The sequence below is a fragment of the Olivibacter sp. XZL3 genome, from assembly GCF_004368405.1.
GTDB lineage: Bacteria > Bacteroidota > Bacteroidia > Sphingobacteriales > Sphingobacteriaceae > Olivibacter.
In genome coordinates this window covers 80,361-96,881 of the sequence record NZ_SBJH01000033.1, presented here as the reverse complement: position 1 = coordinate 96,881, position 16,521 = coordinate 80,361, and the positions used below count along the sequence as shown (strand labels likewise).

13 protein-coding genes are annotated in these 16,521 nt (G+C 45.2%); 1 reads left to right on the top strand and 12 read right to left on the bottom strand.

Going from position 1 to position 16,521, the window contains the following annotated elements; all coding sequences use genetic code 11:
- Positions 1-10: 10 nt before the first annotated feature.
- From EPX21_RS08460 to EPX21_RS08440, 5 genes are read right to left on the bottom strand one after another with little or no spacing between them, the layout of a single operon-like run.
- Positions 11-772: a phosphate ABC transporter ATP-binding protein gene (locus tag EPX21_RS08460; protein WP_134089227.1), complete on the bottom strand. Its 762-nt coding sequence runs from the start codon at positions 770-772 to the stop codon at positions 11-13.
- Entirely contained in the window at positions 769-1,611 is an 843-nt protein-coding gene (locus tag EPX21_RS08455; RefSeq protein ID WP_134089226.1) for a PstA family ABC transporter permease, read from the bottom strand. The genes EPX21_RS08460 and EPX21_RS08455 overlap by 4 nt, the downstream gene beginning before the upstream one ends.
- Positions 1,604-2,494 carry a phosphate ABC transporter permease subunit PstC gene (pstC, locus tag EPX21_RS08450; protein ID WP_134089225.1) on the bottom strand — a complete coding sequence of 297 codons (891 nt, stop codon included), beginning with the start codon at positions 2,492-2,494 and terminating at the stop codon, positions 1,604-1,606. Before pstC ends, EPX21_RS08455 begins: the two co-directional genes overlap by 8 nt.
- Positions 2,491-3,441 (bottom strand): PstS family phosphate ABC transporter substrate-binding protein, encoded by a 951-nt coding sequence (locus tag EPX21_RS08445; protein WP_134089224.1) that lies wholly within the window; start codon positions 3,439-3,441, stop codon positions 2,491-2,493. The genes pstC and EPX21_RS08445 overlap by 4 nt, the downstream gene beginning before the upstream one ends.
- Positions 3,438-3,812 carry a helix-turn-helix domain-containing protein gene (locus tag EPX21_RS08440; protein WP_134089223.1) on the bottom strand — a complete coding sequence of 125 codons (375 nt, stop codon included), beginning with the start codon at positions 3,810-3,812 and terminating at the stop codon, positions 3,438-3,440. Before EPX21_RS08440 ends, EPX21_RS08445 begins: the two co-directional genes overlap by 4 nt.
- Positions 3,813-4,037: 225 nt before the next feature.
- On the opposite strand from EPX21_RS08440, the gene EPX21_RS08435 reads away from it, so the two are divergent.
- Positions 4,038-4,424, top strand: a complete 387-nt coding sequence (locus EPX21_RS08435; RefSeq protein WP_134089222.1) for a helix-turn-helix domain-containing protein — start codon at positions 4,038-4,040, stop codon at positions 4,422-4,424.
- Positions 4,425-4,442: 18 nt separating this feature from the next.
- Here EPX21_RS08435 and metQ read toward each other — a convergent pair whose 3' ends face one another.
- From metQ to EPX21_RS08400, 7 genes are all read right to left on the bottom strand, one after another.
- Complete coding sequence (gene metQ, locus EPX21_RS08430; RefSeq protein ID WP_305037090.1) at positions 4,443-5,252, bottom strand: methionine ABC transporter substrate-binding lipoprotein MetQ; 810 nt, start codon at positions 5,250-5,252, stop codon at positions 4,443-4,445.
- An 8-nt stretch (positions 5,253-5,260) separates the two neighbouring features.
- Positions 5,261-5,917 carry a methionine ABC transporter permease MetI gene (metI, locus tag EPX21_RS08425; protein WP_134089220.1) on the bottom strand — a complete coding sequence of 219 codons (657 nt, stop codon included), beginning with the start codon at positions 5,915-5,917 and terminating at the stop codon, positions 5,261-5,263.
- Positions 5,910-6,944 (bottom strand): methionine ABC transporter ATP-binding protein, encoded by a 1,035-nt coding sequence (locus tag EPX21_RS08420; RefSeq protein ID WP_134089219.1) that lies wholly within the window; start codon positions 6,942-6,944, stop codon positions 5,910-5,912. Before EPX21_RS08420 ends, metI begins: the two co-directional genes overlap by 8 nt.
- 136 nt (positions 6,945-7,080) lie before the next feature.
- The gene (locus tag EPX21_RS08415; protein ID WP_240768610.1) at positions 7,081-9,522 is read right to left on the bottom strand and encodes a serine hydrolase; all 2,442 of its coding nucleotides are present in this window, start codon (positions 9,520-9,522) and stop codon (positions 7,081-7,083) included.
- Complete coding sequence (locus EPX21_RS08410) at positions 9,519-11,624, bottom strand: prolyl oligopeptidase family serine peptidase (protein ID WP_134089218.1); 2,106 nt, start codon at positions 11,622-11,624, stop codon at positions 9,519-9,521. Before EPX21_RS08410 ends, EPX21_RS08415 begins: the two co-directional genes overlap by 4 nt.
- 39 nt (positions 11,625-11,663) lie before the next feature.
- Complete coding sequence (locus EPX21_RS08405) at positions 11,664-13,085, bottom strand: SusD/RagB family nutrient-binding outer membrane lipoprotein (RefSeq protein WP_240768609.1); 1,422 nt, start codon at positions 13,083-13,085, stop codon at positions 11,664-11,666.
- 10 nt (positions 13,086-13,095) lie between these two features.
- Positions 13,096-16,248 (bottom strand): SusC/RagA family TonB-linked outer membrane protein, encoded by a 3,153-nt coding sequence (locus tag EPX21_RS08400; protein ID WP_134089217.1) that lies wholly within the window; start codon positions 16,246-16,248, stop codon positions 13,096-13,098.
- Positions 16,249-16,521: the final 273 nt, after the last annotated feature.

Below are 16,521 nucleotides of genomic sequence, written 5' to 3'. Positions count from 1 at the left end.
AAAATTTGAACTAGCTGATAAATCCTTTAACATAATCTTTCGTGAGCTCTTCTTTTGGGTTCAACAAGACCTCCTCCGTAGGCCCGAACTCAATAATTTGCCCCATGTATACGAAGATGATATAATCCGATACCCGTCTGGCCTGGCGCAGAATATGGGTAACGAGTACAATAGTGTAATTTTCTTTAAGCTTTATCAACAAATCTTCAATGGTTTTCGTAGAGATTGGATCCAGCGCCGAGGTCGACTCATCACCTAAAATAATCTCCGGTTCAACTGCTAATCCCCTGGCTAGGCAGAGGCGCTGCTGCTGTCCGATCGATAAGGCGCTCGCTGGCCCATGCAGTCGGTGCTTCACCTCTTCCCACAAGCCTACTGCTTTCAGATAGTGCTCAACAAGTCTGTTCAGTTCTGTCTTACCCCTGATTCCGTGTATGCGCGGGCCATAAGCAATGTTATCATATATCGACATAGGCAAAGGAAAGGGTCGCTGTGCAAGAAGCCCCATCTTTTTTCTTATGTGCGTCACCTCCGTTTTCGGTCCGTAAATATCTTCTCCGTCGACCAATACGCTTCCGCTAATCTGCACATCCGGTATATCGTCCAATAGGCGATTAAGACTTTTCAGCAAGGTTGTTTTTCCGCAACCTGAGGGCCCGATAATAGACGTTATACATTTATCCGGAATATTTATATTGATATTCTTAAGTAAGTGGTTATCACCGATCTGGACGTTCAAATCCTTTACGCTGATATGAGGAGTCTGGGTCATGAGTTTTTACGTCTTTTATTAGTAAGTAGCGTGCTTAAAGTCACAATGATCAATATGAAGATCGACAAAATCAGTGCAGAAGCATAGGCCCTTCCTTGCACTTCCGGAATCGGGCTGCTCAATTGAAAGAAAATAGCCAAGGGCAGCGTAGCGGCGGGCTCGTTCAGCGAGGTCGGGATATTGTCGCTAAAACCGGCAGTAAACATAACGGCGGCAACATCCCCTACGCCCCTTCCAAAAGCCAACAAAACGGCGGTTAACAGACCCGCTCTTATTTGCCGAAAGTAAATTTTTGCCATCTCCCAGCGGGTCGTTCCTAAGGAAAGAACCGCTTCTTTCAATTCCTTTGGCACTTGGATAATTACTTCATCCAAGGTCCGCACCATAATGGGTATTACCAATAAAGTAACAGCTATAACACCTCCCAATAGAGACGCACGGACACCGAGATAAACCATCAAGCTAAAGGCAAAGGCACCATAAACGATGGAAGGAATTCCAAACAATACATCGAAGGACAGTTTCGCCAAACGCGCAAAGCGATTTTCTTTTTTTAAGTAGATATTTAGATAAATAGACACCGGCAAACTAATTATCATTCCAAGTACCGTAGCGCCTCCGGCTATATAAACAGACCCGATGATCGCGTTTAAGACACCTCCAGAACGACCGAAATAATAGCCACCATCAGGCGTTTTTGTAAGCATGTCCCAATTGAGGTAAGGCAATCCCTTTACGACCACGGTGCCAATAATTAAGAATAAAGAGAGGCCGACTACGACCGTCGAAGCGATCATAAGCCCTTTAAATATGAATTCTTCAATCTTTCTTCTACGCATTTCGGATACTTATTTTTTGTAAAATCATTCGGGATATCACGTTGAAAATCAAAATAATCACGAATAACAGCAAGGCTGAAAACATCAAAGCCGCATCGTACAACGGCACCGACATCATCTCGCCAAAATTATTCGCTAGCAGAGCCGGCAAAGGATAAGCCGGATCAAATATCGATTTAGGGGAAATAGGCACATTGCCGCATACCATCAATACAGCAATGGTTTCACCGAAAGCCCTCGACACCGCTAAGACCACCGCGGCTATAATACCGGGCATCGCTTTACGAAGGATGACTTTCTTAATGGTCTCCCATTTAGTGGCGCCAAGCGAAAGCGAGGCTTCCCGCAATTCCTTCGGAATAGTTTGCAATACTTCTACGACAATGCTGACAATAAGCGGAAATATCATAACCGCGAGTACAACACTTCCGGCTAAAACCGTAAAACCTGTCGAGAAATCAACAAAAAAAGGAGCTATATAGCGTTGAACGATCGGCACAACGAAAAAAACGCCCCACACGCCATAAATCACCGGCGGTATACCTGCCAACATATTAATCATTGGTAAGAATATACTTTTAAAACGCGTCGGTGCATATTCCGAAAGATAAATGGCGGTAAGTAAACACAAAGGGATTGCGATGACGATAGACATACCCGTAACCCATAAGGTGCCCATTATGAAAGGAAAGAAGCCAAAGGATCCTTTCAAGGGCCGCCAAGTATCCGCGCTAATAAGTTCCCAAACCGAATAATTTTGTAAAATGGGTAAAGACCTCCAGTATAGTCCGATTCCAATCAATAATACCATGGAAACGGACAAAATGGAAAAAGTCAACATGCCCGTTCCAATCACTTTGTCCTTTAGTAAGCGTATCTTCATTTTATTTTTGCTAATTCTTGGGAAACTGCCTTTTTACTCAGACTTACATAACCGTTTTCGGGCAAACGCGACTGCCCTTCCTCGGACAATATATATTCCAGAAAGGCAACCAGAACCCTGTTTTTGGGTTTGCCATGAAACAATAGACCTAACGTGCGGGCCGGCGGTGCCGGATATCTTCCATCGCCTATCGCCTGGTTTAAGCTGTCTAAACTCTGGTAATAATATTCGTTTGCATCTATTTTTCCATTATTATTCCAATCGATAGGAATAATTTGCACATTGGGTTGAGGTTTCCGGTCTCTCAGGCTATAAACATAATTGAGATTACTAAACCCGATCGATAAGGGGTCGCGCATAATCGCCTGGGCCTGTCCAGGGTCGCCAAAAACGCCGATTCCCACTAAGTCTTCCTGGGAAGCGTCTAGAAATTTGGCCCATGTCTCTGCCGCGCCAGCGGCGTCGGAACGAACGTATACATGCATATCGAAGTCGCCATTAATGCCGCTTAACTGATTCCAACGCGTAGTCTGTGCTTTTAAAAAAATATTGATGAATTCCTCTTTTGTGAGCCCTCGCTCTACAATTTGCTTGGCTGCGGGATTATTGGCATTGAAAGTAGCCACTACCGCATCGTTTGCAACATTGACCAAGAAGGCACCTTTCTCGTACTCCTCGGGGTGAATATCGCGCGATACCATGCCCATATCCACCATGCCGGACAATACATCAGCGATCCCTTTTCCGGCACCGCCTGCCGATATATTAAAACGTACGTTGGGATGTTTTTCTTTAAAATCCTCGCTCCACTGTATGAGCATTGGATAAAGCGCAAAGGCACCCGATACCGATATCGTTTCCTCCGTTTTCTTTTGTTCCTCTTCCCTGCCGGCACAGGCCCATCCCATCGTCGCGGCTATTAACCCTACAAATAAAAATCTTATCATTTGTTAAGTTGATTCAATTTCTTTTCTTGAAAATACCTGCCCCAATTGCTTATCTCTTCAATTACACCCTTTAATCGGTAAGCCAAGGGAGTTAATTGATATTCGGTGTAAATTGGTTTATCGCGACAGGCCCTCTTCTTTATCAAGCCATGCTGTTCCAGTCCCTTCAGTTCTTTTGACAACGCTCTGGGAGAAATCGTGCCGACGTAATCCTTTATTTCGTTAAACCTGCTATTCCCATGCGCTAAGGCAACAATCAACTTTAAACTCCATTTACCTCCTATCGCGTTTTGTGCCTCGTGAATAGACGGGAGATCGACGATAAAATCGTTGTAAATCCCATCCAGTTGGTATTCGTTTGTTACTTCCATTGTAGATCACTCATTGCTAAATAAGATGCTCGGTAAAGTTAATAGAAAAAATTAAAAATCTACAAGAACTATAGACTTTCTGCTACAAACCAAGACAGTATAAAAAGATTGTGGACGGTGATGATTGCAGTTATAACGAACCACGCCCGAGTCGAGCCATGTGAAGTGAAGACGATAAAAAAAACAAATAAAGTCTATTGATTCACTAGACTTTATTGTTTACTTTTGGAAAGTAACAAAGACGGAGAATTCCGCTTATTGAAGATCAATCCGAACGTTATGACAAACACCGAATTACTCTACACGATAAAGAGTCATCGTAAAGCGAAGGGATTATCGCAAAGCGATATGGCGAACAAACTAAACATCGTCTTGAAAACGTATCAAAACATTGAAAGCGGTTTAACGCGTTTAGACATCGAGCGATTAAAACAGATAGCCGCCCTGATCGATCTAAATTTAAGTTCGCTCTTCAATCCAACCGGCGGGTCAGCAATCGAGAAAGATACTGAAAAAGAGCTCTACCATAAATTATTAATGGAAAAAGAAACTTATATTTCCAAGCTGGAGAATGATATCAAATTTTATCAAGAAATCCTAAGGGAGAAATAAAACCTTTGGATAGCCCTGTTACCAACCTTTTATGGCGCCACCTTTAAACACGTTATCAGCGACGGCCTCTACTTCTGCCGACTGATACGCTTTCACGAATTTCTTTACCTTTTCGTCATTTTGATTATCGATGCGCGAAACAATGATATTCACATAAGGAGATTCCTCATCCTCAACGAAGATTCCGTCGCGTTTAGCGACCAATCCGATAGAAGCGGCAAAGGTATTGTTAATAATAGCAACCGTCACCTGGGCATCGTCCAGGGACCGCGGCAGCTGAGGCGCTTCCAATTCGAGAATGCGCAATTTTTTAGGGTTGCCGACGATATCGTTTACCGTAGGTAGGAGGCCTACGCCTTCTTTCAATTTAATTAGACCTACTTTCTCCATGAGCAGTAATGCCCTACCTCCGTTTGTAGGATCATTAGGAATGATAATGGTATTGCCTTCTTGCAGTTCCTCAATACGCTTTATTTTTTTTGAATAGCCCGCTAAAGGAAAAACAAAAGTATTGCCGACAATCGCAAAATTGTAATCTCTCTGTTTGGATTGAACATCCAGGTAAGGCTTGTTCTGAAATACATTTACATCAATATCTTTTTGACGAAGGGCCTCATTGGGCATCACATAATCATTAAATTGAACGAGTTCAACGTCTAAGCCGTATTGCTCTTTTGCAACCTTTTGAGCTGCCTCGGCTAAGCTATATTCAGGCCCGGCCTCGACCCCTACTTTAATCTGATTCGGATCATTTTTGGAGGCGTTTCCGCAGGATGCAAAAGCCATAGCCACCACTGCTCCAAGCAATTTAAATTTTCTTATGTTCATGCTCATTTTTATTTTCGATGGTCGACGCGCTTGGACATTAAATCACCCAGAAACTGGATGATAAAAACCAAGGCGACCAATAATACTAATACGACATTCATAACCAAGGCGTCATAGCCTACATATCCATACTGGTAACCAATATGTCCTAAGCCCCCGGCGCCTACAGCACCGCCCATAGCGGAATAGCCGACCAAGGTGATTAACGTGATGCTTGCACTGTTGATAATTGCCGGCAAGGCCTCTGGCAGCAGTACTTTACGGACAACCTGAAGCGGTTTTGCCCCCATAGCCCTCGCTGCTTCAACCAGCCCATGTGGCACTTCCAACAAACAGTTTTCGATCATTCTGGCAATAAACGGCGCGGCGCCTATACTTAAGGGAACCAAGGCAGCTCCCACTCCAATGGAGGTACCTACAATTAACCGGGTAAACGGGATCATCCAAACGATAAGAATAATAAACGGAATGGATCGAAAAGCGTTTACGATAATTGCAAGCGCTCTATTCACCTTACGGTTTTCCAGCATTTGCCCATCACGTGTCATAAACAACAACACGCCCGTTGGTAAACCCAAACAAAAACCAAAAAATCCAGAGACAAAGGTCATAACAATTGTTTCCCACGTCCCTTTCAGAAGCATCCACAACATTGCATCAGACATAACCTATTATTTCCACCTCCAATTTTTTATCTTTAAAATAATCAACAAGCTGCGTTGTGCTAGCTGCAGTTCCGCTGATTTTGAGCAACATCACCCCTACCTGCATGCTTCCCATGGTGTCCATTTTCGCGTTTAGCACCTCGTAATCTACATCATATAGCTTCACCATGGAAGAAAGTACAGGTTCATTAGCCGTTGCGCCATTAAATCGCAACTTGAGCAATAAGTCCCTTGTCTCGCCCCCGGGCATCTGTGTTAAGCGATTTAAATATTCATGTGCAATATCCACGTGGAGCGATGAGTTGATAAACTGTTGTGTTAAATCCGTTTTGGCATCGGAAAAAATTTCGCGTACACTTCCCCGCTCAACGATTTTCCCTTCCGATAAAATAGCTACATCATCGCAGATTGCTTTTACGACATCCATTTCATGCGTAATTAATACAATGGTGATATTCAAGCGCCTATTGATATCCTTTAACAAGCTCAAGATCGAACGCGTGGTAGCTGGGTCGAGTGCGCTGGTGGCTTCATCGCATAATAAAACTGCGGGATCGCTGGCTAAAGCTCTCGCAATTGCCACCCGTTGCTTTTGTCCGCCCGATAAACTGGCGGGATAGTCGTCTCTCTTCTTTTCCAGTCCTACCAATTCCAGTAATTCTTCCACTTTCGCTCGAATCCGATCCTGAGGGGCATGAATCAATTCGAGTGGAAACGCTATATTTTCGAAAACCGTACGGGAAGACAACAGGTTAAAATGCTGAAAAATCATACCGATTTTTCTTCTGACATTGACCAACTTATTGGGAGACAGGGTCGTCAGATCAACGCCATCGATTAACACCTGCCCTTGAGTGGGTCTTTCCAGCAAATTAATACACCTTATCAGCGTACTCTTACCTGCGCCCGACGAACCAATTATCCCATATATGTGGCCTTCCGAAATGGTCAGATCGACCTGAGTGAGCGCCCTAACGTCAACGTTTTTCTTTCGGAAGACTTTGCTGATATTTTTTAGTTCAATCATATATTTACCGCCCCGTAAAGCTGCCGATGTTCTGATGTGTTTTACCGACTATCAAAAACAGGTTACCGCTCTATAAATAGAGACGCAAAGGTAGAATAAAAGTTAAAAATCTACAACTCTAATAGACTTTAACACCTCATTCTGTTCTAATTTTATTCGTCATATAGTGATAAAAAACACTGGAGACCTCGGCCAAACTTTCTTGTGCACGTTTTTCTTCCAAACCCTTAGAAAGAAGTATCAACACATATCGTCTGCCGTCGGGCAAAAAAACAATACCTGAGTCATGAAATACCTTATCGATCGACCCGGTTTTATTGGCAACTTTAACCGTGCCGGGTAGTTTTGCGGGAATGGTGCCGCGAAAATGCTGTTGCATCAGGATGGCTACCATTTCTTCACTGGCCTGCTTGCTAACCATGCTATCCTTTGCAAGCTGTTCGAACAAAAGCAAGAGATCATGAGCCGACACCGTGTTGTTCATCCCGTGGGCAAAAGCCTTGCTGTCTTCAACGCCCCGAAGGATTTTCATTTCTTTTGCTCCTAGCTGACGCATGGTTTTCATCACATTCTTTGCACCCACTAAATCGATCACTATGTTGGTTGCCAAATTACTACTCTGTGTAATCATTCGATGCAGGAGATCCGCAATAGTGACCTTCGTGCCTAATAAGGCGTAGAGCCCTTGTTCGCTATCATCACTTGCGTGAATGCTATAGGGGCTTCCATCATAAATGCTTTTGAATTTGTTATACACTTCAACCGAATCGGTTAAGCTGAATTTACCTTGTTCCATTTGTCTAAACGCTTCAGCCAACACAGGCGTCTTCATCGTGCTGGCCGCATGGAACACTTCGTGTTCATTATAAAAATAAGTATCGTTGTCAGACAGATCTTTAAAGGCAATGGCAAAAGTCCCCTGCGCTCCGGTTTGCAAGATTTCGTTTATTTTTTTCGTCAACATAAGGGTATCGGTTACCGCCTCTTTCGCTGGTTTAAGTACAACAGATTCCCAATCGGAATCCGCATCGGTAAAAGAAGAAATAAAATTTGCTTCGCGTATTGATTTATCCGGATTAAGGGAAAAGGACAACATCGGGGCTGTACTTCGATCCCGATTATCGAAAGTGAGTTTAAAAATATCACCATGGAAATGCGTTAAAGATGCATTTAATTGGGGTGCATTTATAAATTTCAATGATAAAAGGCCCTGTTCCTCCAGAATTCGGACATTCCCTAATAATTTACTGACGTAGGCACCGCAATAAGCGTTCAACGGCAGGCTCCGTCTTAATGTTGAATCAGGCGTCAGCGTTTTTTCTGTTGAGTCCCTCCTGGACTGTAGGCGATCCGCCTCCTTTTTATAACCGCCGATCCAATCAAAAGCGGGCGCTTGCAGATAATAGTCGAGCAAATAGTTAATGATAGACCAGTAGGCACCTGACGACAGCTGGTTAGTTAACACCACAATACCGAGCCGCTTTTGAGGTACCATAGCAATCTGAGATACAAAACCGGTTAACAGCCCGCCATGGCCAATTACCTGATAACCTCTATAGTCGTATTTTCTAAATCCCAGCGCATATCCGTAAAAATTCTTTTGTGCCGGGCGCAGCCAAGCCGGTTCTTTCGGTATCGGCATAGGTCTTATAATTTTCCAAAGCTCTTCGGTTGCATTGGCTTTGAATAAACGGCCACCATTAGTGGTTCGCCCCGAGTCGAGGTGCATGGCGACCCACTTCGTCATATCCAAGGCGCTGGAAGCGATTCCGCCCGCAGGATCCCCTGCATCACCAATGTTCTGATCGAAAAAGCTGGCGATCACTTTCAACTGGCCTTCCCGCTTCGCATGTGCATACGCCACGTTGTCTTGTTTCTTAAGAGACGAAAAGCGGCTAATACTATGTTTCATGCCGAGCACATCAAAGATTCTTTTCTTAATAAACTCCTCCCAAGGCAAACCGGAAACTTTTTCTATGATCTCACCTGCTGCTAGATAGAGAATATTGTCGTAAGCATATACAGAACGAAAGTCGTACTGAAGAGGCACATCCCTCAGTTTTTGTAATAATTCCTGCCGACTAAAAGTAGATGGTGGAAATAACAATAAGTCATTGGCATAGGCCGGCAGACCACTATGGTGTACCAGTAAATCGCGTACCGTGAGGTGACTCGTAACGTAATCATCACTTAGCTGAAACCAGGGCAAGTATTGCGTTACTCGATCCTCCCACTTCAATTTCCCTTCCTCTATCAGCATAGCCAGAGCCGTTGCGGTAAAAGCTTTACTATTAGAGGCGATACTGAAAAGCGTTTCTTCATTTACCGGATCGGGTTCGCCTAATTTTTTTACGCCGTATCCCTTGGTTAATATAATTTCGCCGTCTTTTACAATGCCTACACTTAAACCAGGCACATCGAAAGTTTTTAGCACTTGATCTACATAAGAATCAAAACCTTCGGGCAATAGACGTTGCTGTGCGTTTATCAGCAGCGGACAGCATAAAAGACAAAATGCAATAAGTTGAATGCTACTTGTTAAGAGGACACAGCTGATTTTTCGGATAAATATTCTCACTTTTTTGTGTTCATTAAAGTTTTTAGAAAGAAATCTGCAACCGCTTGGTCGACGCGCAACTGGTTTTCGTAGCGCATCCAATGGTGTGTTTCATCAGGGATCATCATCGTTTCGAGCGGCACCGATTTCTGCTTTAGCCGCAAGATCAGGTCGACACTTTGATGGAAATCGACATTGCCATCGTCGTCGCCATGTATCATTAAGGTAGGTGATTTCCAGTTGTCTGTCCACGAGATGGGGGACGACTCTTTGGCGAGCTTTATGGCCAATTCGGCGTCTGGCGCCGGCTCAGCAGCATGAAGGTCGACCCTTCCGAGGTAATTGTGCACGCCATGTATATCAACCCCGGCCGCAAATAAATCGGAATTTTTACCGAGTGCTAAAGCAGTCAAATAACCGCCGTACGAGCCTCCGTAAATCCCGATACGTTCTGCGTCGACACGAGGGTGTTCCGCAAGCCATGTACCGGCTGATTGAACATCCTGGTATTCCGAAGCGCCGAATCGGCCTGCATTCGCCGGTTTATGAAAATCAAAACCATAACCGATGCCAAGTCTGTAGTTAACAGCCAGTACGATAAAGCCTTTACTCGCCAGGTATTGATTCAGGGCATAAGTATTTGCGTAATAATCACCATAGTGCCATCCCGAAAGCATCTGTCGTTGTGGGCCGCCATGGACAAACACAATTGCCGCCCGTTTTTCCGATCCGCCCACCGGTTCAAACAACTGTCCATATACCGTTTTTCCGTCTGTGGACTTCCAGCTAACCGATTTGGGTACTACCAAAGAGGCATTAAGAAGCGATTGAGGAATCAGTTTTTCTCCAATAACCCGCGCTGTTGCATGGGGTTTAAAAGGCATGATTGACGGCGTAGGCGGCTTTTGGGCAGTGGATTGAAAAAAAGCAAGGTGTTGGCCATCGCCTATGAACGTGGGAAACGTTTCGATGCCTTTCCCTTTTGTCAAAGCTTCTAATTGCGCTTGATCAACCGGCACCCGATATACATGCCGACGGTCAATGTCATCTTTATTTTCGCCCGTATTTGCACTAAAGAGCAGCCATTGGCCATCGCGGCTCAGTTGCACATGCTCTACCATAAAGTCGCCTACTGTGAGCGGCAACAGTTCCCCCCCATGCGATGGGATACTATATAAGTGTGGCCAACCATCATGATAAGATAAAAAAACAATACGGTCTTTAGCAGCCCAGTGCAAATTAAATCCGCCCTGCGTAGTTGGGATCGAGCCTTCAAGCGTATTTGGCGAGGACCAAATCTCAGTGCCCTTTCCATTAGCCAGGTCGCTACGCCATATTGCCCAGGGTTGTGGTTTCTGTACTGTCAAAGAATCCGGAGCCCCACCCCGTGCCGCTGTACGGACAAAAACCACCGCAGCGCCGTCGGGCGACCAACGGGGCGAGACATCTCTGCAAAAATCCGGTGCAAGCCACTGAATGGGTGTCTTTCTATCGCGGAACACGCCAATGAGCGAGTGGTCGCCGCGGTCGGATACAAAAACAATTTTGGAACCGTCCGGCGAAAACTGTGCACTGCTATTTTTGCCTCTTGCAAAAAATAGCGGAGCGGCTTTCTTTGTACCGTCAATAGGCGCCGTCCACAGCTGTCCGTTTTGCTCAAATAAGACCTCTCTACTATCTGGCGAAATAAGCGGGTAGTCGCCCTCCCCCAGGCAGATCGGCGTTCCCCCGTCAAAGGGCACACTCCAGACCGCTACTTTCGGCTTTATCGGCAACGAGGCCGGGTTTCTTGGTTCACTCTCGTCAAAAGCGCCATGATCACCACCTTTTACATAAACTACCCATTGACCATCGGCCGATAGCGTAACGCCACTCAATTCTTCTCCGTAATCCTCTTTAAAATCCGTCACCTTCCGTAGTTCAAAATGACTTCCCTCCGCAACCCAAATATTTCGTTTTCCCTGTTCATTAATAGTCAGCGCTATTTTATCCCCTGCACCCGCACTTACCAAGGAAGAAGGAAAAGGATAGGATGTCAATGTTTCTAAGGTCAACTCCTGCGATTTACCGAAAAGGTGACAAGTAACAAAAAGAAAAATGCTTACGGCTTTTTTTAAATACATATACTGTTTTTTCTACTCTTGCGTATTCTGTGTTTTTTATTAAGGTTGATCCCACCAAAGCGGCGTATCCAAAGGTTGGTCTGCCGGCACATTGCTGCTATTTCGCCCGCGCTCATCAGCCGGGTAGGCCACTCTTCTGATAAAGTTATTTAAATAGGCATTCAACGGCATCCGAAAATCTTTATATTGATAATCATTTCTTCGCATATCATTCCATGCTTCCGGATTCAAATAAGTCACCACATACTTCTCCTTAAAGATAAGCGCTAAACTAAGGTTCGCCGCCCCCACCGACACCGCGCTATGCTGTATATATGCATCTCGATCAGCAGCTGCAACGCCCAGTTTATCCATATGAGCCCGGATACCGGTTAGGTAGGCGTCATAGGCGCGGCTATTATCCCCTGCCCTTAGGGCCGCCTCTGCCTCAATAAACTTGAGCTCGGCATAGGTCATAATGACGAGCGGAGCAGTCTCCGCTGTAAGGGGTGAGTTGACGCTGATGTAAGACTCGTCATGTACGGTGTTCGGCCCCCCCACATTGCCTTGGCCATTACGGGTCCCGACGTAATTGCCGTTAACCGTTTTATCCGTAATTTTAGCGATGCGCGGATCTTCGAAACCGTAGGTTACACCGTTCAAGTGATTAACAAAATTATCGGACAGCCAACCACCTAATAGATTGCTGGCGTTACTTATAGCGATCTGTGCCCAAGGGTTCACGCCCAGGAATACGTTCATCGATGATTCATCTTCGTTCGAAGTATAGGCTTGGTCTAAAGCCGCCAGCACGGCATTCGGATCATAATCAGCCTTTTTAGTGATCTTATTAAGCAGCCTTGCTCTTAATCCGTAGGCTGTTTTAATCCAGTCGTCCACATTTCCGTGGTGCATCAAATCCGAAGCCGCGTCGAGTTCCGAAGCATAATCGGAGCGACCTAGATCATTCAACCCTTCCTCAATTAACGCAAGCGATTGGTTATACAAACTTTCTTCATTATCGTACGTCGGCGTCAGCGTATTCGTTCCATAAAAGGCGTCGGTATAAGGTACTGGTCCCCATACATCGGCAACCAAACCCAATTGATAAGCCATTAGCACTTTGGCAACGCCGGCGTGCAAATACGCCGCTGTTCCTTCCGCTTTTTGGATCATATCGTATAAATCAGCCATTGCATAATAAACGGTATTCCACTGATAGGAGTCGTCCGTCACCTGATAGGTGTCGGCAGCTCCACTAGCCGATGGGCTGGCTAAATACTGCGTATAATAGCTGGTTATCAGTCCGAATTGCTGCATATTAACTGCAGCTTTATGCGTCGCTGTAGATAGCAGTGCGTTAACAGGCGGATCTTGCACTAAATTGGGATTCTCATCGAGATCGAAATAATCACTGCATCCAGCGCATAAGTTGATAGCGAAAAAAGCTATCCACATCAAGGGTATCTTTATTTTCTTCATGGTTGTACGCTTAAAAACCAACATTTAAAGTAAACAGAAAGCTTCTAACGGAAGGATACGTCATCCCTGCAAAAGCGTCTACATTCGAACCGCTATTAGTAGTGGTACTTTCGGGGTCGAAACCGGAATAATTGGTCCATAAGGCCAGATTATTTCCAGTAACAGCCAGTTGAACATTTTTTACAAAACTGTTCCGCAGCCACTTTTCTGGAAGTCGATATCCAATTGAAACGGAGCGCAGGCGTACCCACGATGCATCCTCCACGAAGTTCTCTGAATCGCCGCGATGGATCAATCGATAATAACCATCACCGTAATCAACGCCGGTAGCGGGATCAACACCCTGGCCTAGCCATACCTCCCGGGTGTTAGGCGTACCATCCGCCAGCATGCCATCAAATACTACATGATCGTTTCGATTCTCTGTGTATTTAGCCATGCCAAAAGCAGAGTAAAAATTTCCCAGCTGATTATACCGCTCCTGCCCCACCCTCGCGTCTATAAGAAAAGACAAAGACAGATCCTTATAGTTAAAGGTATTACTCCAACCGCCTAACCAGTCGGGCTGCACATTCCCCAACTTCTTTTTATTAGCTACGGCATCCAACAGCGGAAAACCATTGTCATCTATAAGCAAAGGCCGGTTGGGGTCGATATCGCTTGATTGGTCCAGACCTTGGGCTATTTCTTCCGGCGTATAGTAACGTCTCAAGGCTCTACCGTATAGATCGCCATAAGCCTCGCCCGGAATGAGCCACATATATACATTGGAGCTTAAGTATCCAAATTCATTGCCGGCCTCTATCTGTGTGAGGTCTTCCCGCAGCGACAGCACTTTATTTCGGTTCATCGAAAAATTGAAGCGCGTATCCCAACTGAAATTAGTTGCCTGAACAGGTGTAGCATTAATCGAAAGCTCAATACCTTGATTACGCATACTGCCTGCATTAATGGCCGCATTGACATAGCCGATACTGGCGGATACCGGAATCTTAATGATCTGATCCTTGCTAACAGAACGATAGTAATTAAAATCGAAACTAAGCCTGTTCTGTAAAAAACCCATACTTAAACCAGTCTCCCAGGTGTCGGTAAACTCCGGTTTTAAGCTTGCATCGCCGAGCAGAACAGGTCTGGTAAATCCGATATAACCGCTTGGAAGCTGTTGATAAGAATCAAAACCCCTGCTGGTTGAATAAGGCTCTGCGTCCTTACCGATACGGGCGTAAGAAAACCGGAATTTAGCATCGCTTATAGTTTCCGGCAAAGCCAAATGGTCTGAGAAAATATAACTTAATGTTGCTGAAGGATAAAAGAAAGAATTTCGGGGTGAAAGCAGCGACGAGGTTTTGTCGTTTCTTCCAGTAACCGTTAAATACAAATAATTTTTATAGTTCAATGAAAGCTCTCCAAATATGCCCATTAAACGATATTTTTCTTCGTAGCTACGGCCCTGAATGGTTTTCGCATTCTGCACTGCGAACCAATCGAAAATAGTAAGGTTGGATCCTTCGGTATTTTCCCTTCTGATATAGCGATCGTACAGATCATGTCCAACACGTAATGTTGCACTGAAGTCGTCCGAAAACTGGTGATCCGCGCTCGCCACGAAAGTGCTATTGATCGAGCGGAAATTCTGGTTGTATACGCGTACAAAGCCCATTCCGGGATTGGCACTTGTCCCATTCTCTTCTACCAGTCGCTCGCCCACCAAATCTCTAAAGCCCAAAGCTGTTCCTAGCCGATTGTCACGATACGTGTCAATCCCCGCGCGATAAGAAAAACTCAGCCAACTAAGCGGATTATAGGAAAAGTTAGCACTCCCGATGAACCGCAACACATCGTCTTTGAAGCGGTTGGTTTCCGCCACATAGCGGGGATTTGTGGTGGTGCCATAGGAACGCATGGTACCATTTTCTTCCAAATAGTCATTTACGTCGTGACGTGGCGACCAGTAAATCAATTGCTCAATATACCTACCGGCGTTGCCCCGATAGCCGCCCGAATTATTCACATTCATGTTCACCCCACCGCTGAATTTCTCGCTTAGTTTAAATGTAGTGTTCAATCTGGCCTGATAGTTTTTAAAATCCGTTGCCGGCAACACTCCCTCTTGGTTGAGTTGAGACAAGGACGACAAGAAGGTGATCTTTTCCGATCCTCCTGATAAGGTGACCGTATTTTTGAACTGGCTTCCCGTTGTAAAAGCATCCTTCACGTGATCATATATCTGGTCAGGATGAGTTGGGTCTATAGCTCTTGCATCTGCCACCGTTGGGCCCCAGGAAGGCCAAAACGATTCCGGATCATACTCCCCTTGCCATCCTTGCGTGTAGGTGTGCTGCAACTCAGGAAAACGCGCAACATTTTCAAATCCGGCAGTTCCCTGATAATCAACTTTCAAGCTACCGGCCTTTCCCGACTTTGTTGTGATCACCACTACGCCGTTTGCACCTCGTAAACCGTACAGCGCTGTAGCGGCTCCTCCTCGAAGAATATTAATGGTTTCTATATCGTCGGGATTCACATCAACGGCCCTGTTGCTCATGCCCCGGCCGTCTGCTCCTTCGCCCTGTGTCGACGTACTATTATCCATCAATACACCATCAATAACAAAGAGAGGTTGGTTATCCCGCGCTGGGTCCAGGGAATTGATGCCCCTTATTTGAATACGAGCGCCCTGCCCCGGTGCTCCGCCGGTGCTGCTGATGGTTACGCCCGCCACCTTGCCCTGTAGGGCGTTGACCATATTCGGCTGCTTATTGTAATTCAGCTCGGCAGAGGTCACCTTTTGCGCTGTATAACCGAGCGACCGTTCTTCTCGCCTGATGCCTAAAGCGGTTACCACCACTTCGTCGAGCCCTGAAGCAGCCGGATTCAACTGCACGTCAATTTGTGTTTCCTCGCCTACTTTTCGCTCTAAAGTTTCCATCCCGATGTAGGAAAAGACCAGGACGTTTCCGACATGAGCGTTAATTTCATAAGCACCCGCTGCGTTGGTTTGCGTTCGTTGGTCGGTTTCTTTCACAGCCACTGTCACACCCGGCAAGCTCTCTCCTGTGCTTACATCGGTCACCTTGCCGTGAATCGTTCTTTCCTGCGCATAAGCAGTGAACACACCGAGCACGAGAAAAGTCAATAAAAGGTCTCTCAATTTTTGCATATTAATTTAATGATAGTTAGAATGTCTAATCGCCGTATAAAATCTATACACATTCAATCAAACCACGTTAAAATATGATTGAACAACACAAAAAAGCGCCCTTGATTTAAGATCTGTTTATAATGGTGGAGCCAATTTAGAAAGAAATCGCCAAATTTTGCGGGTTTTATAACATTTTTTTTCAAAAACGTAAAATAACGCACGGCGCGGCGCGTAAAAGCGAGTAGGGACTATTATCGCTTTATCTAAGGCTTTGCTGTAATCCAGTATAAA